This is a genomic window from Halorussus salinus (genome assembly GCF_004765815.2).
In the GTDB taxonomy this organism is placed as follows: domain Archaea; phylum Halobacteriota; class Halobacteria; order Halobacteriales; family Haladaptataceae; genus Halorussus; species Halorussus salinus.
This window is the reverse complement of record NZ_SBIS02000007.1, coordinates 74,804-100,837: the sequence shown is the minus strand read 5'-3', so window position 1 is coordinate 100,837 and position 26,034 is coordinate 74,804. Positions and strand designations below refer to the sequence as shown.

General features: G+C 68.4%; 25 protein-coding genes. 15 read left to right on the top strand and 10 right to left on the bottom strand.

All coding sequences use genetic code 11. The annotated features are described in order from the left end of the window. Position 1 precedes the first annotated feature (1 nt). Positions 2 to 1,477 (bottom strand): tRNA guanosine(15) transglycosylase TgtA, encoded by a 1,476-nt coding sequence (gene tgtA, locus EPL00_RS14020; protein WP_135853790.1) that lies wholly within the window; start codon positions 1,475 to 1,477, stop codon positions 2 to 4. 361 nt (positions 1,478 to 1,838) lie between these two features. Further along, positions 1,839 to 2,399 (bottom strand): NUDIX hydrolase, encoded by a 561-nt coding sequence (locus tag EPL00_RS14015; RefSeq protein WP_135853791.1) that lies wholly within the window; start codon positions 2,397 to 2,399, stop codon positions 1,839 to 1,841. 65 nt (positions 2,400 to 2,464) lie between these two features. On the opposite strand from EPL00_RS14015, the gene EPL00_RS14010 reads away from it, so the two are divergent. Next, a complete protein-coding gene (locus tag EPL00_RS14010; protein WP_135853792.1) occupies positions 2,465 to 3,094 on the top strand; it encodes a DUF7553 family protein in 630 nt (209 codons plus the stop codon). On the opposite strand, the gene EPL00_RS14005 is transcribed toward EPL00_RS14010, so the two are convergent. Continuing rightward, positions 3,064 to 3,978: a hypothetical protein gene (locus EPL00_RS14005; protein ID WP_135853793.1), complete on the bottom strand. Its 915-nt coding sequence runs from the start codon at positions 3,976 to 3,978 to the stop codon at positions 3,064 to 3,066. The genes EPL00_RS14010 and EPL00_RS14005 overlap by 31 nt on opposite strands. A 94-nt stretch (positions 3,979 to 4,072) precedes the next feature. Here EPL00_RS14005 and EPL00_RS14000 point away from each other — a divergent pair, with 94 nt between their 5' ends. The 5 genes from EPL00_RS14000 (at position 4,073) to EPL00_RS13980 (ending at position 8,994) form a co-directional block, all read left to right on the top strand. Then, positions 4,073 to 4,879: a DUF63 family protein gene (locus EPL00_RS14000; RefSeq protein ID WP_135853794.1), complete on the top strand. Its 807-nt coding sequence runs from the start codon at positions 4,073 to 4,075 to the stop codon at positions 4,877 to 4,879. A gap of 139 nt (positions 4,880 to 5,018) precedes the next feature. After that, positions 5,019 to 5,927 carry a carbohydrate kinase family protein gene (locus tag EPL00_RS13995; RefSeq protein WP_135853795.1) on the top strand — a complete coding sequence of 303 codons (909 nt, stop codon included), beginning with the start codon at positions 5,019 to 5,021 and terminating at the stop codon, positions 5,925 to 5,927. A 14-nt stretch (positions 5,928 to 5,941) separates the two neighbouring features. Beyond that, complete coding sequence (locus EPL00_RS13990; protein WP_135853796.1) at positions 5,942 to 6,364, top strand: winged helix-turn-helix domain-containing protein; 423 nt, start codon at positions 5,942 to 5,944, stop codon at positions 6,362 to 6,364. Positions 6,365 to 6,422: 58 nt separating this feature from the next. Then, positions 6,423 to 7,154 (top strand): nucleoside phosphorylase, encoded by a 732-nt coding sequence (locus tag EPL00_RS13985; RefSeq protein WP_135853797.1) that lies wholly within the window; start codon positions 6,423 to 6,425, stop codon positions 7,152 to 7,154. A 328-nt stretch (positions 7,155 to 7,482) separates the two neighbouring features. Further along, positions 7,483 to 8,994 carry an HPP family protein gene (locus EPL00_RS13980; protein WP_135853798.1) on the top strand — a complete coding sequence of 504 codons (1,512 nt, stop codon included), beginning with the start codon at positions 7,483 to 7,485 and terminating at the stop codon, positions 8,992 to 8,994. 1 nt (position 8,995) lies between these two features. On the opposite strand, the gene EPL00_RS13975 is transcribed toward EPL00_RS13980, so the two are convergent. Further along, positions 8,996 to 10,165: an NAD-binding protein gene (locus EPL00_RS13975; protein WP_135853799.1), complete on the bottom strand. Its 1,170-nt coding sequence runs from the start codon at positions 10,163 to 10,165 to the stop codon at positions 8,996 to 8,998. 162 nt (positions 10,166 to 10,327) lie between these two features. Here EPL00_RS13975 and EPL00_RS13970 point away from each other — a divergent pair, with 162 nt between their 5' ends. The 4 genes from EPL00_RS13970 to EPL00_RS13955 all read left to right on the top strand — a co-directional run bounded on the left by EPL00_RS13970 (position 10,328) and on the right by EPL00_RS13955 (position 14,786). Continuing rightward, on the top strand, positions 10,328 to 11,578 hold the full coding sequence (locus EPL00_RS13970; protein ID WP_135853800.1) for a potassium channel family protein: 1,251 nt from the start codon (positions 10,328 to 10,330) through the stop codon (positions 11,576 to 11,578). After that, a complete protein-coding gene (locus tag EPL00_RS13965; protein ID WP_135853801.1) occupies positions 11,575 to 12,846 on the top strand; it encodes a cation:proton antiporter regulatory subunit in 1,272 nt (423 codons plus the stop codon). The genes EPL00_RS13970 and EPL00_RS13965 overlap by 4 nt, the downstream gene beginning before the upstream one ends. A 275-nt stretch (positions 12,847 to 13,121) precedes the next feature. Beyond that, positions 13,122 to 13,394, top strand: coding sequence for a ubiquitin-like small modifier protein 1 (locus EPL00_RS13960; RefSeq protein WP_135853865.1), 273 nt, complete (start codon positions 13,122 to 13,124; stop codon positions 13,392 to 13,394). A gap of 114 nt (positions 13,395 to 13,508) precedes the next feature. Next, a complete protein-coding gene (locus EPL00_RS13955; protein WP_135853802.1) occupies positions 13,509 to 14,786 on the top strand; it encodes a hypothetical protein in 1,278 nt (425 codons plus the stop codon). 32 nt (positions 14,787 to 14,818) lie between these two features. Here EPL00_RS13955 and EPL00_RS13950 read toward each other — a convergent pair whose 3' ends face one another. Both EPL00_RS13950 and gatD read right to left on the bottom strand, forming a co-directional pair. Beyond that, positions 14,819 to 15,799, bottom strand: coding sequence for a GNAT family N-acetyltransferase (locus EPL00_RS13950; protein WP_135853803.1), 981 nt, complete (start codon positions 15,797 to 15,799; stop codon positions 14,819 to 14,821). Position 15,800: 1 nt separating this feature from the next. Further along, positions 15,801 to 17,048, bottom strand: a complete 1,248-nt coding sequence (gene gatD / locus EPL00_RS13945) for a Glu-tRNA(Gln) amidotransferase subunit GatD (protein WP_135853804.1) — start codon at positions 17,046 to 17,048, stop codon at positions 15,801 to 15,803. 121 nt (positions 17,049 to 17,169) lie between these two features. Between gatD and EPL00_RS13940 the strand changes: the two genes are divergently transcribed. Next, positions 17,170 to 17,652, top strand: coding sequence for a hypothetical protein (locus tag EPL00_RS13940; RefSeq protein WP_135853805.1), 483 nt, complete (start codon positions 17,170 to 17,172; stop codon positions 17,650 to 17,652). 104 nt (positions 17,653 to 17,756) lie between these two features. Here EPL00_RS13940 and EPL00_RS13935 read toward each other — a convergent pair whose 3' ends face one another. The 3 genes from EPL00_RS13935 to EPL00_RS13925 form a co-directional block, all read right to left on the bottom strand. After that, the gene (locus EPL00_RS13935; protein ID WP_135853806.1) at positions 17,757 to 18,566 is read right to left on the bottom strand and encodes an ArsR/SmtB family transcription factor; all 810 of its coding nucleotides are present in this window, start codon (positions 18,564 to 18,566) and stop codon (positions 17,757 to 17,759) included. Between the two features lie 118 nt (positions 18,567 to 18,684). Beyond that, the gene (locus tag EPL00_RS13930) at positions 18,685 to 19,857 is read right to left on the bottom strand and encodes a DUF7096 domain-containing protein (protein WP_135853807.1); all 1,173 of its coding nucleotides are present in this window, start codon (positions 19,855 to 19,857) and stop codon (positions 18,685 to 18,687) included. Positions 19,858 to 19,972: 115 nt separating this feature from the next. Then, positions 19,973 to 20,620: a DUF1405 domain-containing protein gene (locus EPL00_RS13925; protein WP_135853808.1), complete on the bottom strand. Its 648-nt coding sequence runs from the start codon at positions 20,618 to 20,620 to the stop codon at positions 19,973 to 19,975. A gap of 200 nt (positions 20,621 to 20,820) precedes the next feature. Here EPL00_RS13925 and EPL00_RS13920 point away from each other — a divergent pair, with 200 nt between their 5' ends. Both EPL00_RS13920 and EPL00_RS13915 read left to right on the top strand, forming a co-directional pair. Beyond that, a complete protein-coding gene (locus EPL00_RS13920; RefSeq protein WP_135853809.1) occupies positions 20,821 to 21,177 on the top strand; it encodes a DUF5802 family protein in 357 nt (118 codons plus the stop codon). Between the two features lie 56 nt (positions 21,178 to 21,233). Continuing rightward, the gene (locus tag EPL00_RS13915; RefSeq protein WP_135853810.1) at positions 21,234 to 21,509 is read left to right on the top strand and encodes a hypothetical protein; all 276 of its coding nucleotides are present in this window, start codon (positions 21,234 to 21,236) and stop codon (positions 21,507 to 21,509) included. A gap of 33 nt (positions 21,510 to 21,542) precedes the next feature. Here the strand turns inward: EPL00_RS13915 and carB are convergent, their stop codons facing one another. Next, positions 21,543 to 24,893, bottom strand: coding sequence for a carbamoyl-phosphate synthase large subunit (gene carB / locus EPL00_RS13910; protein WP_135853811.1), 3,351 nt, complete (start codon positions 24,891 to 24,893; stop codon positions 21,543 to 21,545). Between the two features lie 209 nt (positions 24,894 to 25,102). Here carB and EPL00_RS13905 point away from each other — a divergent pair, with 209 nt between their 5' ends. After that, entirely contained in the window at positions 25,103 to 25,393 is a 291-nt protein-coding gene (locus EPL00_RS13905) for a hypothetical protein (protein ID WP_135853812.1), read from the top strand. Between the two features lie 51 nt (positions 25,394 to 25,444). After that, the gene (locus EPL00_RS13900) at positions 25,445 to 26,032 is read left to right on the top strand and encodes an NUDIX hydrolase (protein ID WP_135853813.1); all 588 of its coding nucleotides are present in this window, start codon (positions 25,445 to 25,447) and stop codon (positions 26,030 to 26,032) included. Positions 26,033 to 26,034 lie beyond the last annotated feature (2 nt).

Sequence of the window (26,034 nt, the reverse complement as noted above, 5' to 3'; positions counted from 1 at the left end):
ACTACTCCGAGAGGTCTACCACGTCCACGCGCTCGGGCACCGGGACGAGCGCGCTCTCGGGCCAGTCGTGGTGGGCCAGCGTGAACTCGACTTCGGGATTCGCGGCCACGAGTCGCGCCACCCCTTCGGCGGCCGACCGGTACCCCTCGGCGTCCATCTGTTCGGGGACCTCGGCGGTCAGGGGGTAGGTCTCCGAGAGATCCCGCGGGAAGGGACCGAACGGCGGAACGACGCGCCACGACTCGTCGTAGCGGTCGCTCGCGCCGCCCTCCGAGAGGAGAACGTCGTCGCCGGGCGAGAGCGCGATGCGGTCCAAGCGACTCTGGTGGCGGACGACCTCGGGGCGGCGCGCGCTCTCGCCCGAGAGGTAGAAGAAAGCACCCTTCGACGCCGAGTCCTCGCGCTCCAGTTGGTCGGCGTGGCCGACCAGCGCGCGATACCCGTCGAGCATCGCGGGGTGAGCGCGGGCGCGAGTCTCGACCAGTTCCAACAGGTTCCCGGCGCGCAGGGCCTGCTTGATGGTCCGAATCTCTTGGAACGTGACGTGGAGGTTGTGTTCGGCCAGTAACTCCTCGCGGTCTCGGTCGCCGAACCCGCGCAACTCCTCGGGGGTGTGGTCGGCGCAGACGGGACACGAGCAGGGGAAGTAATCGAGGTTGTCCAGTTGCTCGGTACCCCGAACCGTCAGGTAGCGGTCGTCGCGGGCGTAGAGGGCGTAGGCCGCCGAGTCGAAGAGGTCACAGCCCATCGCCACCGCCAGCGCGAACATCATCGGGTGGCCCGCGCCGAACAGGTGGACCGGCGCGTCGGTGCCCAGCCCGCGCTTGGCCCCGGCCACCACGTCCACCATGTCGGCGTACCGGTAGTCGTTCATCAGCGGAACGACCGCACCGACCGGGAACACGTCTAAGTCGGTGGCCTCGGCGTGGCGACCGGCCTCCTCGCGCAGGTCGGGGTAGGTCGAACCCTGCACGGGCGCGTTGACGAGCATGTCGCCCACGTCCACGCCTTCGGCGACTTCCATTCGATCTTGGGTGGTCGCCAGTTCGTCTTCGGCCTGCTGGCGGGGCACGTCCGGCGGGGTCGGGATGTCAACCGGGGTCCCGATGTCGCTCCCGATGTCGTGCTGGAACCGGAGGATTTCGGGCGTCGTCACGTCGATTTCGCCGTACTCGGCCAACTGGAACGACCCCGAGTCGGTCATGATGGCCCCGTCGAAGTCGAGTACGTCGTGGAGGCCACGGTCCAGTGCCTCCTCGCGGTAGTCGTCGCTCCCGTAGAAGATGTAGGAGTTCGTGATGAGGATGTCCGCGCCGAACTCCGACTGCATCCGGGCGGGTTCGACGGTCCGGACGTGGGGGTTGACGACCGGCAGGAGCGCGGGCGTCTCGACGGTCACGCCCGCTCGCGGGACCGAAAGCTCCCCGATGCGACCGAGACCGTCTTGGTCGCGTATCTCGAAGCTGTCTCTGGTCATTGAGTTGGGATAGCGGGATGGAGGGGGTAAGGGTTCCGTTATCGCGCGTCCGGGCTTTCGCGCCGAACCACACTTTCACGCCGAACTACACTTCCGACCGGCGCGTGCTGGCGCGACCTCCGTGTCGCGCCAACCGCGCGAGGGATGAGCAACACAGCGAAGCGAGTAGCGCAATCGGGTGGGGAGGATGTGGTCCTCGCGGTGCAGTGCGGTGCAGTGCGGTGCAGTGCGGTGCAGTGCGGTGAGTTGCGGTGCGGTCGCGGTTAGCGGTATGATAGGTTCAAGCCTGAAGCTAGCTCTCTTCGCTTTTCACTAATTCCAGAAGGTCGCCAGACCCAACAGCCGAACTCGATAGCCCTCCCTACTCGTCCGATTCGGTCCCGAACGCCTCGTAGTAGAGCAGTCCCAACGTCGTTCGGCCGTCCCGAGTCTCCCGTTCCGCGATATGCTCGCGCAACTCGTCAACCGTGGTCGTCTCGACGCGAATCGACTCGTTGTGGTCCAACTCCTGTTCGGCGGTCGGGGTACACCCGCGGGCCACGAAGAAGTGCAACCGCGAGTTCGCAATCCCGTTCGCGGGTTCGACGCTGGTCAGAAACTCTACGGACTCGGCCTCGTGGCCGGTCTCCTCGCGGAGTTCGCGGCGGGCCGCCGCCACGCGGTCGTCGTCCTCGGGTTCCATCCCGCCGACCGGGAGGCTCCGGTTCACTCGCCGGACCGCCTGTCGCCACTCCTCGATGACGACCACCTCGCCTTCGGGCGTGAACGGGAGGACGACCACGCTCGGGGACTCGTCGAGGTAGTCGAAGTCGGTCTCGGTGCCGTCCGGGAGGCGGACCTCCTCGTTTCGCACGTCGAAGCCGGGACAGGAGTACGCCACTGTCGAGTCGAGGGTCTCCCACGCGAGCGGGTCGTCGGTCATACCTGCTTTTCGGTTCAGCCGTCCAAAAGGTGCTTCGCTATCGCCGCTCGCCGAGGAGTACCGCCGTGGCCGGAGAACACTTCCCCGTCGCGCTCGGAGTCGCGTCGGGGGAGACCGTGGCTTCGATACCACCGATTGTCAACGTTCGAGACGACCTGCGGCGCGCGCGAGACGAGGCAGACGCCGACGTGGACGACGACTTCGAGACGGTGCGCGACCGCCTCGACGCCTTCGGCGAGCGCGACCGGGCCGACCGCGAAGGCGTCGTGGACGAGATGGACAACCAACTGCTCCGGGTCGAGGAGCAACTGGACGACGACGAGGCGACCCGTGCGGTCCGGTCGGCTCGCAACCGGCTCCACATCTACCGGGAGTCGCTCGGCGAGAGCGACGAGGACCTCCTCGTCGTGGACTCGGGCGTCCGCCAGCACGAGGAGCCGGAGGCCGAGCGCTCCGAAACCGACGAACCGCTCCCGGTCGGCGAGGTCACGCTGACGGCCACGGTGGCCAACAGCGGCGACGACGCCGAGGTAGCGCCGATAGTCCGGTTCTACGACGAGGCTGGCGAGGAGGTCGGGTCGGCCCGCGGTCCGGCGTTCGACGTGGCGGCCGGGACCGAGGGTCGAATGGAGATAGACGTGGACGTGCCCGGCGACGCGACCCGCTACGCGGTGTCGGTCGTGGACGCGGCCTGAACGTATCGCACGTCCCGACTGACCCGCTCGTCGGCCCGGACGAAGTGGTAGGTCATGTCGGAGTCGTCGTCGCCGACGTACCGCTGGATTCCGTCGGTCGCGATGGAGTCGTCGGTCAGCTCCCACGCCCTCGTCTCGCCCGCGGGGACGAGGAGGGAGACGCGCTCGATGGGTGTGTACGCGACCATCGGTCCGGAACGGTTCAGTCCGGCGACGAACCGCCCCGGCACGTCGCTCTGGTTCTCGACGGTGGCTCGAATCGTCGGCGACTCCGAGACCTGAATCGTCTCCGGAATCTCGACCGAGACGGAAAACGACGGCTCCGGCGCGGCGAGTCGTCGCCGGACGCCCGCGTCGGGTCGCCACTCGCCACCGGGCCACGTCAGGACAGCCGTCGAGTCGTCCGCCGCGGATTCGGGGAGTTCGAAGACGAGCAGTCCCTCACCGGTCTCCGACCGGTAGCGTAGTTCGCTCCCGTAGAAGCGCCAGACGCGGTCGGTCGCGTCGTTCGAAAGTGGCGCGTGGTCGCGTCCGGCGAACCGGAGGGAGAACTCGTCGCGGAGCGGGACCGGGCCGCTCTCGACCGACACGTCGAGGAGAAGGTACCGACCGTCGGCGGGGTGGACCGCGATGGAGTCGGGCGTGTTCATCGAGACGAGTCCGGGCTGGAGCGCGTCGAAATCCACCGAGACGCTGGCCGCCGCCGCGGTTTCGGTCGTGGTCTCGGTTGCGGTCCCTATCGTCTCGGTCGTCCCGTCGGGCGTTCGGTTCGCGGCGTCGGTCGTCGTTTCGTCGGTTGTCGGGTCGCCGGACGACCCGGAGAGACAGCCCGCGGCCCCGGCGAGCGAGGAGCCAGCGAGCGCGAGGAGGGCGCGTCGTCGCATAGCGGCGATACCCCCGGTTCCGATAAGTGCTTTCTGTCGTTCGGCCGTCGCGCGTACCGCAAGCCTTTCGGCCTCTCGATTCGCCGTATCGGGCATGGTGCTTCCAGAGGGGTTCGCGCTCCCGCCGCTCCCGTATCTCGTCGGCCTGCTGGCGGCGGTGGCGCTGGTCGGCGGGGCGCTCGCCCGGTCGGACCCGCACGTCTCCGACCGTATCGTCCTCGCGCTCGCGCCGTGGGTCGTCGTGGGGTCGAGCCTCCACGCGCTGTTCGTCCTCCAGTGGGTGCCGGAAGCGGTCGCTCCCCTGCTGGGCACGCCCTCGGTCTACCTCTCGACGTTCGTCGTCGCCGGAGTCGTCTGGCTCGCCGGGATTCACGCCGCCACGGACCCCGAGCGTCCGGTGGTCGCGGTCGGCGTGCTGGCCGCGAGCGCGGTCGTCGCCTACGCGCTCGCTCGCGGTTCGGCGACGGGGCTTCGGCTCTTCTGGCCGCTGGCCGGACTCGTGCTGGCGTTGCTGCTCGCCGGGATTCTGTGGGCCGCGACGCGGTGGTCGCATCCGAGCGTGACTGCGGCGACCGGCGCGACGGGCGCGCTGGCGCTGTTCGGCCACTCGCTCGACGCGGTCTCGACCGCCGTGGGCGTGGACCTGCTGGGATTCGGCGAGCGGACGCCGGTCTCGCGGGCGGTCCTCGACGTGGCGGCCTCGCTTCCGACCGCCGACCTCCTCGGCGTCGGGTGGCTGTTCGTCGTCGTGAAACTCGCCATCGCGGAGGCCGTGGTCCTCCTGTTCGCGGACTTCGTTCGGGAGGACCCCCGCGAGGGCTTTCTCCTCTTGGGTGCGGTCGCCGCGGTCGGCTTGGGGCCGGGCGCGCACAACCTCTTGTTGTTCATGGTGACGGGGTGAGCGGGGGTTCGCGGTCTCGGGATTCCGTGCCTTCCGGAGTTCGTCCAATCGACGGTGCGTCAGTCCCACCAGCGTTTTGACGGCCGGGTGCATACCGTGGCGGTATGTCGTTCGCTAATCGCCGCCGCAGTCGCCAGCCATGGTCGAGGTAGTCACCGCCGGACACGTCAACTGGGACGTGACGCTCCACGTAGACGCCCTCCCGAAACCCGACGGCGAGGCCCGCATCGACTCCCAGTGTCGGTCGGGCGGCGGGAGCGCCGCCAACGTCGCCGTCGCCTTGGCGGGCATGGAGTTCGACGCGGGACTCGTCGGGAGCGTCGGCACCGACGACACCGGCGAGTTCGTCCGCCGGGAGTTGCGGGCCGCGGGGGTAGACTGCTCGCACCTGCTAGAGGTCGAGGACCACGAGACGACGACCAAGTATCTCGTCGTGGACGAGGAGGGCGAGGTCATGGTCCTCGGAAACGACGGCGCGAACGAGGAGGTCACGCCCGCGGACGTGGACCCCGAGTTCGTCGCGAGCGCCGACCACCTCCACCTGACCAGCCAGCGGCCCGACACCGCGGCCGCGCTGGCCCGGACCGCGACCGACGCGGGCGTCAGCGTGAGCTTCGACCCCGGACGGAGACTCGCCGAGCGGGACTTCGGCGAGGCGCTGGCCTACTCCGACGTGGTGTTTCTCAACGACCGCGAGGCCCGCGCGCTACTCGACAGCGACCTCGAACACCCCTCGTCGGAACTCCACGGGCGTGTCGTCGTCGTCAAGCGCGGCGAGGACGGCGCGCAGATAGACACCCCGAGCGGGTCGTTCGACCATCCGGGCTTCGACGCCGACGCGGTGGACACCACGGGCGCGGGCGACGCCTTCGCGGCGGGCCTCCTCGCGGTGCTGTTGCGCGACGGCGGGGTCGTGGACCCGAGCGCGGACTACGAGCGCGCGCTGGAGTTCGCCAACGCCTGCGGTGCCTTGGCCGCGATGGACGAAGGCGCGCGGACCGCCCCGTCGTTCGCGGAGGTCGAAGCGTTTCTCGACGGGCAGTTCTGACTCCGTAGTCGAAAGTGACTACAGTCGTCGGCTGGAACGGCGACACACCGATGACCGAACTCGATTCTCGCCCCGAGCGGGCGGACCCGAACCGGATTCTGCCCGAGGAGAGCGTTCTCGAACTGGACGACTACCTCGCCATGCAGGCCGCGCTCGCCGACGAAACGCAGTTTCGCCTCCTCTACGCACTGACCGAGGAGGGAAGCGCGGACAGTTCGGAACTCGCCGAACTCCTCGACGTAGACGAAGACCGCGTACAGTCGAGTTTAGAGGAGTTAGTCGCGGTCGGCCTCGCACAGAATTGGCTACGGAACGAACCGGAGACCGACGGCGTGTACTCGTACTATCGGGCGAGCAGTTTGGGCGAAGGACTGCTCGAAGACGGTATCGGTGACCTCCTCGACGGGGAGTGGGACACGCTCGACCGCTACGCGTGACTCCCGTTTTCGAGGCGAACCCGTACGCTTTATCTCGCTCTCGCCGGAAACGACGCACATGGCGAAACAGCCCCATCTCCTCGTCGAAGCGGGCGACGTGAACGACATCGCGCTCATCCCCGGCGACCCCGGCCGCGTGGACCGCATCGCGAACCTCTGCGATAGCTCCGAGGTCGTCGCCGAGAACCGCGAGTACAAGGTGGTCAACGCGACCTACGAGGGCACCGACCTCACCGTCTGTTCGACCGGTATCGGTTGTCCCTCCGCCGCAATCGCCGTCGAGGAGCTTCACGAAGTCGGCGTCGAGACCGTGATTCGGGTCGGCACCACGGGCGCGCTCCAGTCGGGCATCGAAATCGGCGACATGATTATCGCCACCGGCGCGGCGAAGAACGAGGGCACCAGCAAACGCTACGAGGACGTGTCCTACCCCGCGGTGCCCGACTACGACGTACTCTCCTCGCTCGTGGATTCGGCGGAAGCGAACGACGAGGAGGTCCACGTCGGACCCATCGCCAGCGACGACGCCTTCTACGCAGAGACCGACGAGTACGTCGAAGACTGGGAGGAGGCCGGTCTCCTCTCGGTCGAGATGGAGGCCGCGGCGGTCTTCTCGCTGACGCGGCGACGCGACATGCGCGCGGGAGCCATCTGTACCGTGGACGGAAACCTCGTGGAGGGCACCCAGAAGGGCGAGACCGACGACGACGAGCTACCGGAGAAGGCCAAGAACAACGTCGAGCGCGCGATTCTGATTACGCTGGACGCCGTGGTCGATTTGGCCGAGTGAGTCGCTGAACGTCGTCTGTTTTGCAGTTTCGACGACCGTCTGGTGCTTCGGGATTTCACGTCAGGAAGAAGTCGTAGAAAGCCCCCGCCCGCTCGCGGTCGCTGGCCGACATATCCTCGACTCACCTCCGGTTCGTCTCGGATAGTGGTCGGCCAGACGACCACGGCCTTCGGCCGCGAGCGGGCGGCCCCTTTCAGTCCACCCAGACGGTCCGGTTGGTCGGCCGAGCGTCCGCCGGTGGAGCGTCGAATCGAGCGCGTTCCCGTCGCACGACCCCGCGACGAGCAAACAGATACTTGAACCGGCGCGGCAGACGTGTCGATAATCCATGCTCGACGGTCTGCGCGCGCGGTATCTCGGCGCTCTCCGGCGGGTCCGGCGGTTCGAGCGCCGGGAGATTCGGGAGTTCCGGCGGTGGATAGAACACACCGCGAACCTGATTCACCTCTCGGTTCTGCTTCTGATTCCGCTTCTCATCGCGCTCGTGACCGCCATCTCGAACTCGCTAGAAGTCCTGCCGTTCGTCCTCTTCCCGCCGCTGGCGTCGGGGACCTACACGCTGTTTGCCGACCCTGAGGGGACCTACGCCTCGCCGACCAAGTTCGTGGGCGGACTCACGACCGGGGCGCTCTGCGGGACGCTGGCCATCTGGGTCGGGGTCCACTCCCCGCTCCACGACCCCATCGCCGCGGGGCGGCTGTTCGTCTCGCCGGTCGAAGCCGCGATGGCCATCTTCCTCACCGGCGGGGTGACGTGGGCGCTGGACTTCGAGGAGCCCTCGGCGTTCTCGACCGCGCTACTCGCGCTCATCGCTCCGGCGTTCGGCGCGCCGGGGTCGGTCCGAGCGTTCTTCCTCCAGTACGTGGGGTCAGTGTTCGTCGCCAGCACCATCGTCGCCGGGGCGTTCCACGTCTGGCGCGAGCAGTTCTACGAGCGGCGGTCGCGCTACCTCTACCAGTCTACGAAGGGCGACGACCACGTTCTCGTCCCGATGGGCGCGGAGGGCGACCGCTCGACGGCGATGTTCGCCGCGCGACTCGCCGCGGCCCACGACGCCGGGAAGGTCGTCCTGCTGGACGTGGTGGACGAGGAGGCCGTCGAGGAGGCCGAGCGCACGATGACGGTACCGACCGACGAGAGGGAGACGGAGACGCGACTCGTGGACGCCGCGGTCGCCGAGACCGACGACGTGGAGACCGAGGAGGTGCAGGTCGCCGACGAGTCGGCCCAACGGTTGGAAGCCGAGGCCCGACGCATCGAGACGAAGGTCGGGGTCCCCTGCGAGGTGGTCGTGGTCGGCGACGGTCCCGACCGCTCGCGGACCGTGCTGAAGACCGCCCGCGAGACCAACTGCGACCTCGTGGTCGCGCCCTACGAGGAGCGGAACGGCGGTCTCTCGCCGTTCGTCCGCGGGCTGTTCCGGGGCGACGTGGACGCCGTGGCGTTCCGGCCGACCGACGATTCGCGCGAGCGGTGGAAGCGCGTGCTAGTGCCGGTCCGGCGCGCGGGCGACACCGCCCACGCGATGATAGAGTTCGCGCGACGGGTCGCGGGCAAGTCGGGCCGGGTCAGCGTCTGTACCTGCATCGACCGGGAGGACGAGCGCCGCGCGGCCGAGACGACGCTGGCGAATCTCGTGGAGGCCTTCGAAGGCTCCTTCGAGACCAGAGTCTCGCGGTCGTCCATCGAGTCGTTCCTGTCGGCCAACGACGACTACTACGACTTGACCATCATGGGCGCGAGTACCGACCGGTCGGCGGCCTCGCGGTTCGTCTCGCCGCCGACGTTCGAGCGCATCCACGAGTTGGACTGCGACGTGGCCATCGTCCACCGCGGCTGAGTCAGTTCGACCGCGGGGACTCGCCGGAGAGTCGGTCGGCGACGGTCTCCATTCCGTCGCTCCCGAGCGCCGAGCGCACCAGCAGGTGGCCGCCGATGGTCGCCGGACTGATAACCGAATCCGCGCCCGCGCGCCGGAGTTTGTCCACGTTCTCGCGGTCGGTCGCGGCCGCGACGATGCGCACGTCCGGGTTGAGTTGGCGGGCGGTCAGCACCGCGAGCGCGTCCTCGGCGTCGTTGTTCGTCGCCGCGACGACCGCGCGCGCCTCGCCGATGGCGACCCGCTGGAGGGGCTCCTCGTCGCTCGGGTCGGCCTTCAACACCTTGTAGTCGCGGTCCGAGAGTTCGCCCACGCGCTGTGGGTCTGGCGTCACGACGACGAACTCCGCCTGTCCGTCGAGTTCGTTCAGAATCGGTTCGGTCAGGTCGCCGTAGCCGAGGACGACCACGTGGTCTTCGAGTAGTTCGAGTTGTGCTTCTGTCATTCTTCCGAGTGCGGAGGCGAGGCGGGCTTCGATGGCGGGACCGAGCAGGGAGGCCAGCGCGACGGCGAAACTCGCGGTGCCGAACACGACCACAGTCATGCCGAACAGGCGACCGGTCTGGGTGGCGGGCGTGAGGTCGCCGTAGCCGACGGTACTGGACGTAACGAGCGTGTAGTAGAAGGCGTCCAGCGGCGTCTCCACGTTCGGGAAGTGGTCCGCGAGGGCGTACGTGCCCACGGTTCCGTACACCTGTACGCCCGCGAGCGCGGCCAGCGCGGCCAGTTGTGAGGTCGTGAGGTCCGCGTCGCGGTCGAACCGGCGGCGACTCCGCAGGACCGCGGGGAGCGACGCCAGCGAGACGACGACCAGCGGGAGGGAGTAGGGACTCGACTGGACCAGCCCCTGCACCGCCGTCAGCGGGAGCAGGAGGACGACCGAGTACCACGCCGCGCGCAACCCCCGGCGCATCCCGAACGCGCTGACGAGCATCAGGAAGCCGGTGACGGTGCCGGTGAACCCGGCGGTCTCCTGTGCCCACTCGGGGATGCCGCCGCCGAAGAGGTTCCGGGCCGACGCCGCGGTGAAGCCGATGCTGGAGACGCCGGTGGCTATCGAGAGGAGCGCGACCGCGAACGTCAGCGTCACGACGAGTCGCACGCCGACTTGCTTCCGCCACGAAACCTCCATAGCCGTACCTCTCGGCGTCTTCGCTGATAAACAGTCGGAAAACCGGCAGGCCGCCACCGACGCACCGACACCGGCACATCGACGCCCGCGTCTCGTGTCGATGGGGCGTTCGCCGGTGTCGGTAGTTCTATCAGGGTCGTGCGTCTGACCGAAAGCATACGCATGGCTCCCGGTCTCGCTCTCGTCGTGGACCTCCTCGTCGGCCTCTACGTCGGCGTCCTCACCGCGGTCGTGCCCGCGCTCGTGGCGTGGTCGCTCGGGTTCACGTTCAAGTACTTCACCGGCGTCACGATTCCGGGGTTCGGCGTCCTCGTCTTCGGCGTCGCCATCGCGGGCGTACAGGGCGGTCTCCTCGGACTGCTGGACCCGCAGTTTATCACCTCGCCGCCCGCGCTGGTGTCGGCGCTGGTCGTGATGATGGCGACGCTGTACGCCCACGCGCAGGGCGACCGGATGGGCGCGGAGTTCCCCCGGCGACTCACGCTCAGGGGGCTTCGCGAGCGGGGCCTCTCGGCCGACGCGATAGAGCGCGTCGGACGCTTCGGCCAGATTCGCGTGCGGACGACGGGTGAGGTCGGCGACGTGGAGGGGTACCCGCCGCTCCCCGACGACCTCCGGGCGACGATTCGGGACGGCGAGTGGACGTTCCCTGCCGACCTCCCGCTCTCGGAGTTGGAGACCAGACTCTCGGACCGACTCCGGACCGACTACGACCTCGCGGCGGTCGCGGTGAGCATCGACCCGCGGGGCCGGGCGACCGTGAGCGCGGCCCCGCCGGTCGGCGCGCTCTCCCGGCGCGTTCCGGCGGGCAAGCGCGCCGTCTCCGTCGAGACGCTGGTACCGACCGGTCTCGCTCGCAAGGACGAGGTAACGATTTCGACGCCCCGCGGCGACGTGACCGGGACGGTACTGAGCGCCCGGACGGACGCGACCGGTTCGACCCCAGTCGGGACCGCTTCCAGCGCCGCCGCCGAGGAGACTCCCGATTCCGGCGAGGACGCGACCGCCCGGCCTCGGGTCGCGAGCGCGTCGGCGGGACAGACGACGGGCGGCGACGGCCGAGTGACGGTCGCGGTTCCGCGCCGCGACGCCGAGACCCTCGTCGGTGCCGACGAGACCGCGATTCGGGTGCTGGCCCGCGGGACCCGCCGGGAGTTCGAGTTGCTGTCGCTATTGCGCCGCGACGGCAAGCGCGTCCGACGGGTCGAACTGGCGACCGGCGGACCGCTCGACGGCGCGACGCTCGGCGAGACGACCCTCCGCGAGACGTACGGCGTCGCGGTGCTGGCGCTCCGCCGGGGCGACGACTGGACGGTCGCGCCGCGGGGCGGGACCCGTCTCGCGGGTGGGGACCTGCTGTTCGTCGTCGGCGACCGCGGGTCGTTGGACCCGTTCGAGGAGGTGGCGGCGTGAGCCTCGTCGCGTCGGTCGAGCGCCCGGCACTCGCGCTCGCGCGCCTCGTCGGACTCACCCTCCTCGCGGGCGGCGTGGCGACCGGGGTCGGCCTCCTCTACCGGTCGGTCGCTCACGAGGAGATACCAGAAGGACTCGCGGTGCTGGTCGGACTCGCCGTCGTCGGCGGGTGGCTCAACACCACGACCGCGCTCCGGCAGTTCCTCGGCACGGGCGAGACGGTGCCGCCGCCCGAGGTCGTGGCCGTCAACGTCGCGGCGTTCCTCCTCGGGGCGGGCGGTGCCGCAATCGGAGCGCGGTCGGGTGCGCGGTTCGTCGCCGACGCCTTCTCGCTGGCTGGCGGCCGCGAGTTCGAGGGCGACGTGAGCCGACTGGTCGAGTCGGTCGGCCGGTTCGTCACGGTCGAACTCCCCGACGACATCGGCGACATCGACGGCTACGAACCGCTCGACGCCGAGACCGAAGACGAGTTGGCCGGGGAATCGCTGCGGTTCCCGCGCGGACTGACGGTCGCCGAACTCCGCGAGCGCCTCGTCGCGCGACTCCGCGACGACTACGGCGTCGGCCACGTGGACGTGGAACTGGCCGACGACGGGACCGTCGAGTACCTCGCGGCGGGCGGCCGGGCGGTCGGTCTCGGCCCGACGCTCGCGCCGGGCACGGTCGCGGTCGCGGTCCGGGCCGACCCCGCGTTCAGCGCGAGCGCGGGCGACCTCGTGCAGGTCTGGCGGCGCGGCGAGCAGTCGGCGACCGCGAGCGCCGCCGACTCGCCAGCGGACGGCGACGAGTCGGATTCGGCGGCGAGCGACGAGTCGCCCGACGACTCCGGCCCGCGACGGGTCGCCACCGCGGAACTCCGGGCGACGGTCGGCGACGTGGCGACGCTGGCGCTCGACGCCGACGCCGCGGCCGCGCTCGACCCCGACGCCGCCTACCGACTGGTCACGCTTCCGTCCGAACCGAGCGCCGACCGGGAGTTCTCCGCGCGCCTCCGGGCGGCCGACGAGACGGTCGGCGTGGTCGCGCTCGCCGCCGAGAGTCCGCTGGTCGGCGCGCCGGTCGGGAGCCTCGACGCGACGGTGGTCGCGGTCCGGACCGCCGACGGCATCGAGACGATTCCCGCCGACGACCGCCTCCTCGAACCCGGCGACACGCTCTACCTCGTCGCCCGCCCGGACCTCCTCCGGAAGGTCGAGGCCGCGGCGGGCGACGCGAGCGCGACCGACGAGACGGTCGCAGTTCGGAAGGACGACCGGTCACGAAAATGAAAATGCGTCTTTACAGCGTCTATAGGAATTCTTTAGACAGGAGTAGGTTTCTTTAATCCCAGTTCTTCGCTTCGGCGCGTGCGGCGCTGTGCGGTTGCGGTGCGGTCGTGATTGGCGTCGGCATCGGTACGGTTCGGGGACTGGACGGTTCGTCGTCGCAGTGCGGTCCACTGTCGCGGCCGCTCCATCACCGACGCTCCTCGATTCGGGCGCGGACCGAGCGCAGTCCTCCCGAGAGCGATGGAACAAAGGCCGCCCGCGACCAAGCCCCGCGCATGGAGTGGAAGCTGTTCGCGGACCTCGCCGAAATCGCTGGCGGGAAGGAGGTCGAAGTCGAGACCGAACCCGGCGAGACAGTCGGCGACGCGCTCGCGGCGCTGGTCGCCGCCCGTCCCGGCTTAGAGGAGCGCATCTACGACGACGGCGAACTGCGCGACCACATCAACGTCCTCCGGAACGGGACGAACGTCCGCGCCGACGACGGACTCGACACCGAACTCGACGCGGGCGACGAACTCGCGCTGTTCCCGCCGGTCAGCGGCGGGTAGCCGTCCCCTTCTCCGCGACGATTGCCGCGTCAGGCACCACCTACGCGACGGTAGGCCGCGTCTCACGAGGGTGCCAGAAGGCCTTAACCTCGCCTTCCCGTATGGACCGTGAGAATGGGGACTGGGGAGTCCGACAGCGATTCGTTCGGAAACGGGAATTCGGACGGCCACTCGCTCGACGAACTGATTCCGGGGGGTCGAGAAGCGCCGAGTTCGCCGTTCCAACGCGTCCGGCAGTGGATACTCCTCCGAGGCAAGCGGATGTGGGTGGCGACGGCGTTACTCTTGGGCGTGTTCGGCGTTCTGATGCTCAGTTCCTTCGTTAGGCCGTGGAACATCACCGAACTGCTGGAGAACACTTCGACCGTCCAGACGCTGTTCAGCGCCCTGTTGAGCGGGTCCATCCTGCTGGTTTCCATCGTCGTCTCTATCAACTCCATCGTCCTCTCCGAGGAGATAACCGACATCGAGACCCAGCGCGAGCGCATCGACGCGTCGGTGCGCTACCGCGGCCAGATTGAGGAGTTCATCGAATCGGACGTGAGTCCGGCCCGGCCCGCCGAGTTCCTTCGGACGATTCTGAAGGTCATCGACCGGCAGGCCGAGGGCATCGCCTCCATCGCCGAGGAGGGCGACAGCGACGAGTTCGCCGAGGAGGCCAAGATATTCTCCGAGGAGGTGAGCAAGGAGGCAGAGCGAGCGGGCCACACGCTCTCGGGGTCGAAGTTCGGGTCGTTCAAGGTTCTACTGGCGGGATTGGACTACGACTACTCGTGGCAACTCCACGTCGCCCGGCGATTCAAGCGCAAGTACGGCCACTGCCTGAGCGACGACCAACAGCAGGCCATCGACGACCTCGTGGAGACGCTGAAGGTGTTCGCCACCGGCCGGGAGTACTTCAAGTCGCTGTACTACAAGCGGGAGTTCTCTCGCCTGTCGGCGCGACTGCTGTACGTCTCGCTCCCGACCATCGTCTACATCTCGTACGTGATGCTGGCGATTCACTCACCCAAGTTCATCCCGATAGAGGAACTGCGGCTGATGTCGAGCGAACTCAGTATGAACGCGCTCACGCTGTTCACGACGTTCTCGTACACCATCGCGCTCGCGCCGTACGTCGTCCTCACCTCGTACGTCCTCCGCGCGATGACGGTGACGCTCCAGACGCTGGCGTCCGGACCCTTCGTCCTGCGACAGAGCGACGAACTCGACGAGTTCGACTGGGACGACGAGGTGGAAGTCGCCGAGACGAGCGTGCCGACGCCCTCCGACAGCGGCGACGAGGACCGGGCCGAGGGCACCCCTGCCGACGGCGACGACGAACCGCCCGAGGAGAAGGTCGCCGACGAAGACGGCGAGAAACCCGACGAGCAACCGGCCGACGACGACTGAACCGGGCGACCCTGCTCGCGGGAGCCGAATCGCTAGCTGGTCAAGTCCGCGCCGAGAACGAAGTCGGGTTCGTCGGCGACTTCGACCCGGCAGAGCGCGGCGTCGCTGACGAACCGGGGCGACTCCGGAACCAGCACGCGCGTCCGGTCGGCATCCAGTTCGGCGGCGTCGCGGGCTATCGCGTCGAACAGCGCGGCCGCGCTCTCGGCGTTGGCCCACGCGCCGACGCCGTACTCGACCCACCGCTCGGTCTCGGGGGTCTCCTCGGCGGTGCTATCGGCGTCGTCCGCGTCCGCCGCCGGACGCTCGTACTGCCGGATTCGGTGGGCGAACCCGCGAGTCCCCTCGTTCTGGACGACGAACAGGCCGCCGTCGTCGGCCGCCGCCCGGAGGTCGCCGCGCGTCAACTCCGAGAGCGCCCACGACTCGTCGGGGTCCAAGGCGAGTCCTCGCAGTTCGTCGCGGGCCTCGCTGTCGGTCCAGTAGCGCCACGCGGCTCGGGGGTCCGCCGTGATTTCGGCGTCGTGGTCTCCGGCATCGCCCGCGCGGTCCGGATCCGGATGGACCCACCGGAACTCGGTCACGGGGTCGTAGCCCGTCGCCCGCGACTGGCCCAGTCCGGCGACGTTCCAACTGAACACCATGTTCCGGGCCACGGTCGCGCCCTGCTGGCGCGCCCACTCGAACAGTTGCTCGGTGACGGCGACGCTGACTCCTCGGCCGCGGAACTCCGGATTGACGCGTAGGCCCTGATTCCACGCCTCCCAGTCCGAGAGGAGGACCGTCTGGGCGAGTCCGGCGACCTCGCCGTCCACGACCGCGACCGCGGTGTGTCTCTCCTCGCCATCTATCCAGTCGTGATAGATGTCGGGGATGTAGTCGCCGCCGTCGCGCTCGGGCCACGTGTTTTGCGTGAACGCCGCGACCTCCTCGTAGTCGTCGTGGCGCGCCTCGCGGACTTCGACGCCCGCTCGCTCGCTCCGCTCGGACTGCTCGCTACTCGCGCCCGTCATCTCACTCCCACGGGACCGACCGCTCGGTTATCTCGCCCGCGATGGGGGTCCGGACCGCGGTCTCGGGGTCGTCGCTGTTGGCCAGCGCCCACATCAGCTTGACCTTCGCGGTGCCGGGGAGCATGTCCTCGCCCTCCACGACGCCCGCGTCCAGCAGGTCCCGACCGGTGTCGTACACCCGGTCGCAGACCCGGCCGTCGAGACACTGGCTGGTCATGACGACCGTGGTGCCCGAATCGACCAACTCGCCGATGCGGTCGGCCCAGTCGGAGTGGACGTGGCCCAGTCCGGTGCCTTCGAGGACGAGACCGGCCTTGCCGTCCGCCACGTCGAGGGCTGACTCGTCCATGCCGGGGGTGAACTTCAGCAGTTCCACGTCGGATTCGAGGTCCGGCGACAGCGACAGGTCCTCCTCGCCGCGCTCGGCGTACTCCCGCCGGAAGCTCACTTCGGTCTCGCCGCCGCCGTACGCGACCTCCCCGAGGGGTTTCGCGCCGACCGTCTCGAAGGCGTCGCGCCGCGAGGTGTGGTTCTTCCGGACGCGGGTGCCGCGGTGGAGCGCGCAGGCGTCGTCCGACTCCGAGGCGTGCATGCAGACCATGACCTCCGCGGCGTCGGCCTTGGCGGCCTCGACGGCACAGACCGCGTTCATCACGTTGTCCGACGAGGGCCGGTCGGCCGACCGCTGACTCCCGGTGAACACGACCGGGACCGGCGTGTCGAGCATGAAGGAGAGCGCCGACGCGGTGAACTGCATCGTGTCGGTGCCGTGCATCACGACCACGCCGTCCGCGCCTTCTGCTATCTCCTCGCGGACCGCCTCGGCGAGGTCCACCCACACCTCGGGGGTCATGTTCTCCGACAGGATGTTGGCGACGACGCGGCCCCGGTAGTTCGCCCGGCCCGCGAGGTCCGGGACGGCCCGAAGCACGTCCTCGGCGTCGAACTGCGCCGTGACCGCGCCGGTCCGGTAGTCCACCGTCGAGGCGATGGTCCCGCCGGTCGAGATGAGCGAGATAGTCGGCAGGTCGGGGTCGAACTCGACGGCCGACTCGTCGTCGGTGTCTCCGGATTCGATGTCGTACACGTCGTTTTCGAGTACGTCCACGTCGGCGTCTGCGCGGTCGATGCCGACGTTGTAACCGCCCTCTAACTTGACGACGAGGTTCTGACTCGTCGAGGAGGGAAGCAGTACGCCCTCGTAGGTCTGGTCGGCCCGCTGGACGCGGACGCGGTCGCCGGGATTCATACCTCCGAGTACCGGCGGGGCGGACTTGAAACCATCTTTTCGGCGCGTGGGGCCCGCGTTCGATGTCCGTAGGTCCGTAGTCACGGAAAGACCCATTACCTCGGCCGTCTCACACTCCCGTATGCCCCAGCGCTCCGACCAGCGCACCCGCGACTCGTTCGCGGACGACCTCACCGAGACCCTCCAAGACGACGCCGAACAGGAGACCGACTCGTCGTTCGTCCAGCGCGCCAAACACCGTGCGGGAAGCATCTTCTCGCCCAAACTCTTCCTCGTCGCGCTCGCCCTGTTGGGCGGCGGGATGTTCGCCGGGAACGCCTTCGTTCCGCTCCCGTTCGTGGACAACCTCGCGGGACTCGTCGGCGTCTTCGCCGGTGCCTTTCTCCTCGGACTCGCCGTCGAACGCTCAACGCTCCTCGAATCGGCCGCCGCGGGCGCGGTCGCGGCGGGACTGACCGCACTCCTCGGGAACTTGGCGCTGACGGCGTTCGGCGACGCGGGCCTCCCGCTGGCGGTGTTCGGCGCTGGCACCGGCCTGCTGGCTGGCGCGCTCGGCGCGTACTTCGGCGGCGATTTAAGAAACGGTCTGACCGCGGACATCTGAGAACGAGACCGGTTCGCCCGCTTCTCCTCCGCTGACTGCCACTCGCCGACTCGTTCGGCCAGTCGCCACTCACCGTCCTGTTCTGTCGATTGCCACTCACCGCCCTATTCGGCCAGTCGCCACTCGCCGTCCTCGTCGCGCTCCAGAAACCCGCTCTCCGCGAGTTCGTTCAGCGACCCCTCTACGACGCGTTCGGGGGCCTCGACGGCTCTGCTCACGTCCCCGACGCTCGTCGCGCCGCCCGCCACGGCCACGAGTACCTCCGCGAGGAGTCTGCTCTCGGTCTCGCCGTCGAGGGCGTCGCCGAGGCGGTCCTGCACGTCGGCGAGTCGGCCGTGGACCCACCGCTGGGCCAGCGAGAGTTCGCGCTGGAGTTGCCGGAGTTCGTCGAGTTCCGAGGCGAGGTCGGTAGCGCGCGCGACCGTCTCGTCGTCGCTGGTCTCGTCGCCGTCGGTGTCGCCGCCGTCGCGCTCGGGGGACTCCTCGATTTCGTCGGTCTCGAAGGCGTCGGGTGCGTCGGCCTCCAGTTCGTCGGCGTCCGTCTCGTCGGTATCCGCCGTGTCGTCGTCCTCCGTGGCGTCGAGTTGGACGTTGAGCGAGACGTAGCGCCACCTGCTGGCGTCGAGGTTCACGCTCGCGGGGTAGGCGCTCTTGACCCCGAACTCGTAGGGCGAGACGCTCACTTCGAGGCGGAGGTTGCGCGAGATGCTGAAGTACTTGCGGCGCTGGTCGTCGGTCCGACTCTCGATGAGTCCGGCGTCTTCGAGCTTCCGGAGGTGGTCGATGACCGCCTTCGGACTGACGCCGAGATACTCGCTGATTTCGGTGACGTAGCAGGGTTTACGCGAGAGTAATCGGAGGATGCGCCTGCGGTTCTCGTTCCCGAGGATGTCGAGCAACTCGGCGGAGTCCATTCGGTGTCGGGGTTACGCGTCGCGCGCTCAAAAGCGTGTCTTTCGGTCCGGAGCTAGCGTCCCGAGGAGATTCCGAAATCGCGTCACTGCGGCGGCGTCGGTCTCCTCGGAGAACTGATTAGAAGGCGGTGAAGCCGCCGTCTGCGAGAGAACCGGTCCCGGCGACGAGCGCCGTGGAGACGCGGTTCACGAACTCGGGGGTAGTCGTCGGTGAGTCGTCCGCGCCGCTCGGCTGGCCGCGGGTACCGTCCGTCCCGTTAGGGCTGTTACCGTTCCCGACGCCGGTTTCGTTCCCGGCGTCCGAGAGGCCCTTGCTCTTTCCGGCGTCGTCGCCGTTCGCACCGCTCTCTCCGGGGTTCCCGTTTCCGTTCGCCGCGCCGTTGCCAGCGGCGTTACCCTCTCCAGCCTCGCCCGGCGTCGTCCCGTTGGCGGCCTCCTCGGCGGCACTCGCGGCGTCGTTTCCGTTGCCCGCACCGACGCCGTTCCCGTTGCCTTCGCCGACGCCGTTCCCCTCTCCAGCACCATTGCCGTTTCCAGCACCGACACCGTTTCCGTTCCCCTCTCCGACACCGTTTCCGTTGCCTTCGCCGACGCCGCTCGGCGGGCCGCGCTGGCCGTTCCCGACGCCGACGCCGGTCACGTTCCGGGCGACCGCTGCGATTTCCGGGCTGGTCAGGTTGTCGGTCTCGCTCCGGAGGCTCCCGAGCGTCTCGACGTTCGCGTTCACGCTCTCGGCGCGGTTCGTCGTCGAGTCGATGGCCGACCGGAGGGCGTTTATCTCGCCGACGAGGCGGCTGACCTTCGCTTTGTACGCGGTCCGGCTGAGGTTACCCGCCTCGCGCTCGGCGACGAGTTCGGCGCGGCGTTCTCGGAGATCGGCCAACTCCTCCCGGAGGTCCGAGGTCTTGGTCTCGACCAGTTCGGCGCGAACCGACTCGTTGTCCGTGGCGTTGAACGCCGCGCTCCACATGCCGGTCTCGACGGCACCGCCGACCTCGGCGGCGCTCGACTGCATGAACGACGAGATGTCCGTGCCCAACGACGAGTTGGCGGTCGTGTCGTTCGCGGTACTCGTGTCGTTCGCGGCAGTCGCGTCGGCCGCGACGGAAGTCGGCTGAGCGTCCGTGAGGCCACCACCGACTCGGGTCGGCTCGGCGACTTCGGGCGTCGGCGCGTCGGCGGCGTGAGTCGTCCCTTCGGAGGCGGGAGCCGTCGCACCGGTGGGAACGGCGGCGACCAGCGCACCTCCGACGACGAACAGCGCCAACAAGACGGCTCGGTAGGGGCTCATTGGTTCGACCTTTACAGCCCCAGCTTAAAAAGGCCGACATTCGTTCGTTCTGTTCACGATTCGATTTCGAGGGCACAGAAGAATGCTTAGAGTTTAAAATCGGAGGAGAACCGATTTAAGAGCGCCGGGAAGAATCCGGCAGTCGGTCGAAGGCCCGAGCGGCACCTCCAACCGCCAGCGCAGAGAGCGCGACGGTCGCGACCGGCAACAGCAGGTCGGGTTCGTACCGGAGCGGCGGGTGCAGACCCAGCACGTAGTCGATAACGTCGTTCGCTAGCAGGGCGAGGAGGGCGGTTGCCAGCGCGCCGCGGGTCGTCGCGCCGTAGTACGGCAGGAGCGCGGCCTCGACCACGAACCCGAGGTGGGTCACGACGATGAACCAGTAGGCCCAGAAGGCGTCCGGGTTCCACGGCGGGCCGAAGTACGCCGAGAAGCCCAGATTCAGCGAGACGAACGTCCAGAGGCCGTACTTGACCAGCCACGCGAACGCCAGCGTGTGGAGGTACGCCAGCGCGCGATTCCGAGGAGCGTCGGCGGCGCGACGCCCGAGGTTCGGCAGGAGCGTGGTCAACGAGAGCGTCACGAGAAAGAGCGCGGCGGGCGAGTCGGCGTAGAACGGCCAGAGGTACACCGGCACCTCGGGCAGGGTCTCGACGTAGAACTGGACGCCGACCAGCGTCGCCAACACGTTGACCGCGATGAGCCACGCGAGGTTCGGCCCGTCTTCGAGGAACTGCCGCGCGACGCGCTCCGGACTCGTCATACCGACACGGCGGAGCGCCAGCGCCATAGGTCTTTTAGGACGGTCGAGAGCGAAAGGCCGCCGGGTGCCGGACGCCCGAAAGTGACATCTCGACGCGGCCGACGAAGTAAAGTCGAAGGGTATTAAAAAGTAGCTTTGCGCTACTATATAAATCTTGGCGCAAGATTCATGTGCGAGTAGGATATACGATAGCTTGTCACATGTTCGCAGAGTTCTCCAGCGGCTACTACCTCGGGCGGCTCTACGTCGAACCGTTCGGGGGCGACCGCGCGGCGATTCGGCGCGACCAGCACGAACAGATAAACGAACAGCTCTACACGTCGGGCGAGGGCATCGAACGGCTCGACAGTCCGCTGGTGATGAAGATCGACAACCGCCACGTCGCGGTCTCTGGCGACGAGGGCGTCCCCGAGGGGACGCTGGCGCTTCCCGAGGAGCTTCTGGACGACACCGACATCCGGAACCCGCCGAAGCTCAAGGAGGTCCTGCTCGCGAAGGCCGAGCGCGCCGACCAACTCCTCCAGTATCAGGCGGAGCTACCGGGCGTCGGGACGTGACCATAATTCTACACCCGCGAAAACAAATTTAACGCCCGGACCGCCTACGTTCGTGCATGGGAAAACCGGTCCTCGGGAGCGACAACGCCTTCACTTACACGGAGCTTCACGCCACGATTCTCGGCGCAGTCGTCGGCCTCCTCGCGGGGTACGCCCACGATATCGGCCGGACCGAAGTCGCGGTCGGCGTCACCGCCACCTTCGTGGCGATTGCGCTCGGCCTGAAGTACACCGGGAAGATTCCGGCCGCACAGCGGACGCTCCGGCGCGAACCGTGGTACGCGCTGGCGGCGCTCGTGGCGGGCGGCGGGGTCGTCCTCGCCGCGCTCTGAGGTCGCGTTCGTCGTCGCTCCTCGCCGTCGCTCCTACTTACCCCAGTCGCGGACCTGCTTGGGGCGGTCGCCGACCGGTTCCACGTCGAGGGGTTCGTTCCTCGCGTCGAGGGCTTCCAGCGCGGCCGCGGCGCTCGCCTCCGTCGAGAAGTACGTGATCTCCTCCTCGACCGCGGTCTCCAGCAGGTCGCGGTTGCGCGAGACGATGCAGTCGATGTCGCCCGCTACGACCGCCTGTTTCGCGTGGTCGGCCCACGCCTCGGTCTCGTGGGTTTCCGTCCCGTCGGCTCCCTCCTCGGCCTCGAACTCCTCGGGTGTGACGACCTCGAAGTACTCGCCGAACTCGTCGGTGCTGAAGTACTCGCCGAACTCGTCTGTGAGGTCCACCAAGGCGGTGCCCGCGTCGGGAATCGGCTTGCCCGTCGAGTCTTGGGCCTTGTCGTAGGCCTTCCCGAAGGTGTCGGCGGTGCCCATGACCTCGCCGGTCGATTTCATCTCCGGGCCGAGGCGCGGGTCGCTCCCCGGCAGGCGGTCGAAGGGCAGGACGACCTCCTTGACGCTGACCTGCTCGGGCACCTGCTCCTGCACGTCGAGGTCGGCCAGTGTCTCGCCAGCCATCACCTTCGCGGCGAGTTTGGCGATGGGGACGCCGGTCGCCTTCGAGACGAACGGGACGGTGCGCGACGAGCGCGGGTTCGCTTCGAGGACGTACACCTCGCCGCCCTGTACCGCCAACTGGACGTTCAGCAGGCCCACCGTGTCGAGCGCGACCGCGATGTTCTCGACGACCTCGCGGACGCGAGCGAGCGTGTCGTCGTCCAGCGCGCGGGTCGGAATCATGCACGCCGAGTCGCCCGAGTGGACCCCGGCCGATTCGACGTGTTCCATGATTCCCCCGATCAGCACGTCCTCGCCGTCGGATACGGCGTCCACGTCAAGTTCCACGGCATCAGCCAAGAACTCGTCCACGAGGATGGGCTTGTCCGGCGAGACGCGGACGGCCTCCTCGATGTACTCTTTCAACTCCTCGTCGTCGTACACCACGTCCATCGCACGCCCGCCGAGGACGTAGGAGGGCCGCACGAGGACCGGGTAGCCGATGTCGTGGGCGAGGTCGAGGGCTTCCTCCTCGCTGGTGGCGGAGCCGCCCTCCGGCTGGCTGATGCCCATCTCGTCCAGCAGACGGTTGAACCGGTCGCGGTCCTCCGCGAGGTCCATCGCCTCGACCGCAGTGCCGAGAATCTCGCAGTCGAGGTCCCGGCGCGCGAGTTCGGCTTCGAGCGGTTCGCCGATGTCCACGGAGGTCTGGCCGCCGAACTGGACCATCACGCCGTCGGCGTTGGTCGTCTCGATTACGTCGGCGACCTCCTCGGCGGTAATCGGTTCGAAGAACAGGCCGTCGGAGGTGTCGTAGTCCGTCGAGACCGTCTCGGGGTTGTTGTTCACGACGTGGGCCTCGATGCCCTGCTCGCGCAGGGCGCGGACCGCGTGGACCGAGCAGTAGTCGAACTCGACGCCCTGCCCGATGCGGATGGGACCGCCGCCGACCACGACGACGCTCTCTACGTCCCTATCGACCTGCACCTCGTCGCGGCCGAGTCCCGCGCCGGGTCTGCGCGAGGAGTAGTAGTACGGCGTCGAGGCGGCGAACTCGCCCGCGCAGGTGTCCACCTGCTTGAAGTCGCGGTCGGGGGCGGTCGCCTCCACGTCTTCGACGGCGACGCCCGACCCGTCGGTCGATTTCTCGGAGGCGTCGGCCGACCCGGCCGACGCCTCGCTGGCGTCCGCCGCCGCGCCACCCGCGCTCTCGTCGGGAATCCACGACGAGTGGGTGTCCTCGAACTCGCCGCCAGCGATGGCGGTTATCTCGTGGTCGGTAAAGCCGCGCTCGGCGGCGGTCTCGAAGTCGCCGTCTTGGGCGGCGACCGCGGCCTCGGCGACGTTCTGGAACCGCTCGACGTACCACTCTTTGATGTCCGTGAGGTCAACGACCTCCTCGACGGTGTAGCCGCGCTCGAACGCCTCGAACATCGCGTAGGGGCGGTCGGGCGTCGGCGACCGGAGGTAGTCGGTTTCGAGAGCGTCGTCGTCCACGTCCGCCCAGTCAACGTCGGGGTCGTACTCCGAGGAGCGAAGGGCTTTGAGCAGGGACTCCTCGAAGGTGCGGCCGATGGCCATCGCCTCGCCGGTGGACTTCATCGCGGTGCCCAGCTCGAAGTCCACGTCGCCGAACTTGTCCTTGGGCCAGCGCGGGACCTTCGTGACCACGTAGTCGATTGCCGGCTCGAACGCCGCGGTGGTCTGGCCGGTAATCTCGTTCTCGATTTCGTGGAGGCGCTTGCCGAGCGCGACCTTCGCGGTGACGCGGGCGATGGGGTAGCCCGTCGCCTTCGAGGCGAGCGCGGACGACCGGGAGACGCGGGGGTTGACCTCCACGACGCGGTACTCGCCGCCGGGGGTGCCGTCGTCGCGCCACGCGAACTGGATATTACACCCGCCCTGAATCCCGAGGTCGCGGATGACCTCCAAGGCGGCGTCGCGCATCTCTTGGTGCCCGTCGTCGGGGATGACCTGCGAGGGCGTCACGACCGTCGATTCGCCCGTGTGGATGCCCATCGGGTCGATGTTCTCCATGTTGCAGATGATGATACACGAGTCGCCCGCGTCGCGCATCACCTCGTACTCCAGTTCGACCCACCCGGAGATGGACTCGGTAATCAGGACCTCGCCGTTGCGCGAGAGGCGCAGGCCCTTCCGGACGCGGACGAGAAGTTCGTCCATCTCCTCGACCACGCCGGACCCCGACCCGCCGAGGGTGTAGGTGGTGCGAGCGATGACGGGGAGACCGCCGACCTCCTCGACGGCGGCCTCGACGCGCTCTTCGAGGTCGTCCTCGGTGATGGCCGAGACCTCCTCGTCGTCGTCCAGCGTGATGGTGGTCGAGCGCGCGACCGGTTGGCCCAACTCGCGCATCCGCTGGCGGAAGAGGTCCCGGTCCTCGGTGGCGTAGATGGTGTCCAGCGGCGTGCCCATGATGTCCACGTCGTACTCTTCGAGGACGCCCTCCTCGGAGAGTTCGGCGGTGACGTTCAGCCCGGTCTGGCCGCCGAGGCCCGCAATGACGCCGTCGGGGTTCTCCTTCCGGATTATCTCGGCGATGGCCTCCGTCGTGATGGGTTCGATGTACACCTCGTCGGCCATCTCGGGGTCGGTCATGATGGTCGCGGGGTTCGAGTTGACCAGCACGACTCGCGCGCCCTCCTCCTGAAGCGCGCGGCAGGCCTGCGCGCCGGAGTAGTCGAACTCTGCGGCCTGTCCGATCTGAATCGGTCCGCTACCGATGAGCAGGATGGTGCGTCCGTCGCCTGCGGTGTCGTCGGTCATCTGTTGATAGACCGAAGTTCGCTCATCGTAATAAATCCGACGATGAATTACGAGTCTCGGAATTCGATTTCGAAATTCGTATTCCGGACGGCGAGGAGGTCGCCGCGCCGCCGAGCGCCCCGTCGCGCGGGTCAGGTAGCTCCTCGCGGCCGTTTCGGGTCGCGAAAGCGCGGGCAAGTACCTTGTGGGACGATACCGTGTGTGACGGTATGGCCGCGGACGCCGACGAGATTCGCGACAGACTGCAACTCGTGGAGCTAGACGAGTCCCTCTCGGTCACCGGCGAGGAGCTTACTTACGCGGAGGACCCCGAGACCGGGTGTCTAGGAATCGGGGAAATCGAAGCCGAGGCGGTCGGCAACGCGATTTCGGTCGTCGTCCGGTACGAGCGCGAGGGCGACGACGGCCCGCCGCTGGTCAAGGCACCGGGGAACGTCGTCCGGAAGACGTGGGGTGGCGACCGACGCGGCGCGTTCGAGCGATTGGGCGGACTCGTCTGAACCCGCGACTTATCGAAGAGGGTTTTACCTATCCCCGAGAAGCAGAGTCCAATGAGCGCCGACGACACGGCGGCTGACGCCAGCACGCCGACGCCGGAGGACCGCCACGCAAACGCACGCCAGCACGTCGTCGCAGTCGATGCCGACGACAACCCCGAGGAGACGGTCAACCGCCTCGACGCCCACACCGGCGACGGCATCCGCCACCGGGCGTTCACGACGCTCGTGTTCGACGGCGACGGCAACATCTTGCTGGCCCAGCGCGCGCCCGGCAAGCGCCTCTGGGGGACGTGGTGGGACGGCACCGTCGCCTCTCACCCCGTCGAGGGCCAGAGCCAAGAGGAGGCCACCCGCCAGCGACTGGAGGAAGAACTGGGCGTCTCGCCCGACCAGTACGACGACCTGCGCGTGACCGACCGCTTCGAGTACAAACGCTACTTCGAGAACGCGGGCGTCGAACACGAGGTCTGTGCCGTGCTGAAGGTGACGCTGGACGACCTGTCGCTCGACCCCGACGAGGAGGAAGTCGCGGGCCTGATGTGGGTGCCCTACGAGCGCCTGCACGAGCATCCCGAGTGGTACCGTCAACTGCGCCTGTGCCCGTGGTTCGAGATTGCGATGCGGCGGGACTTCGAGTAGTC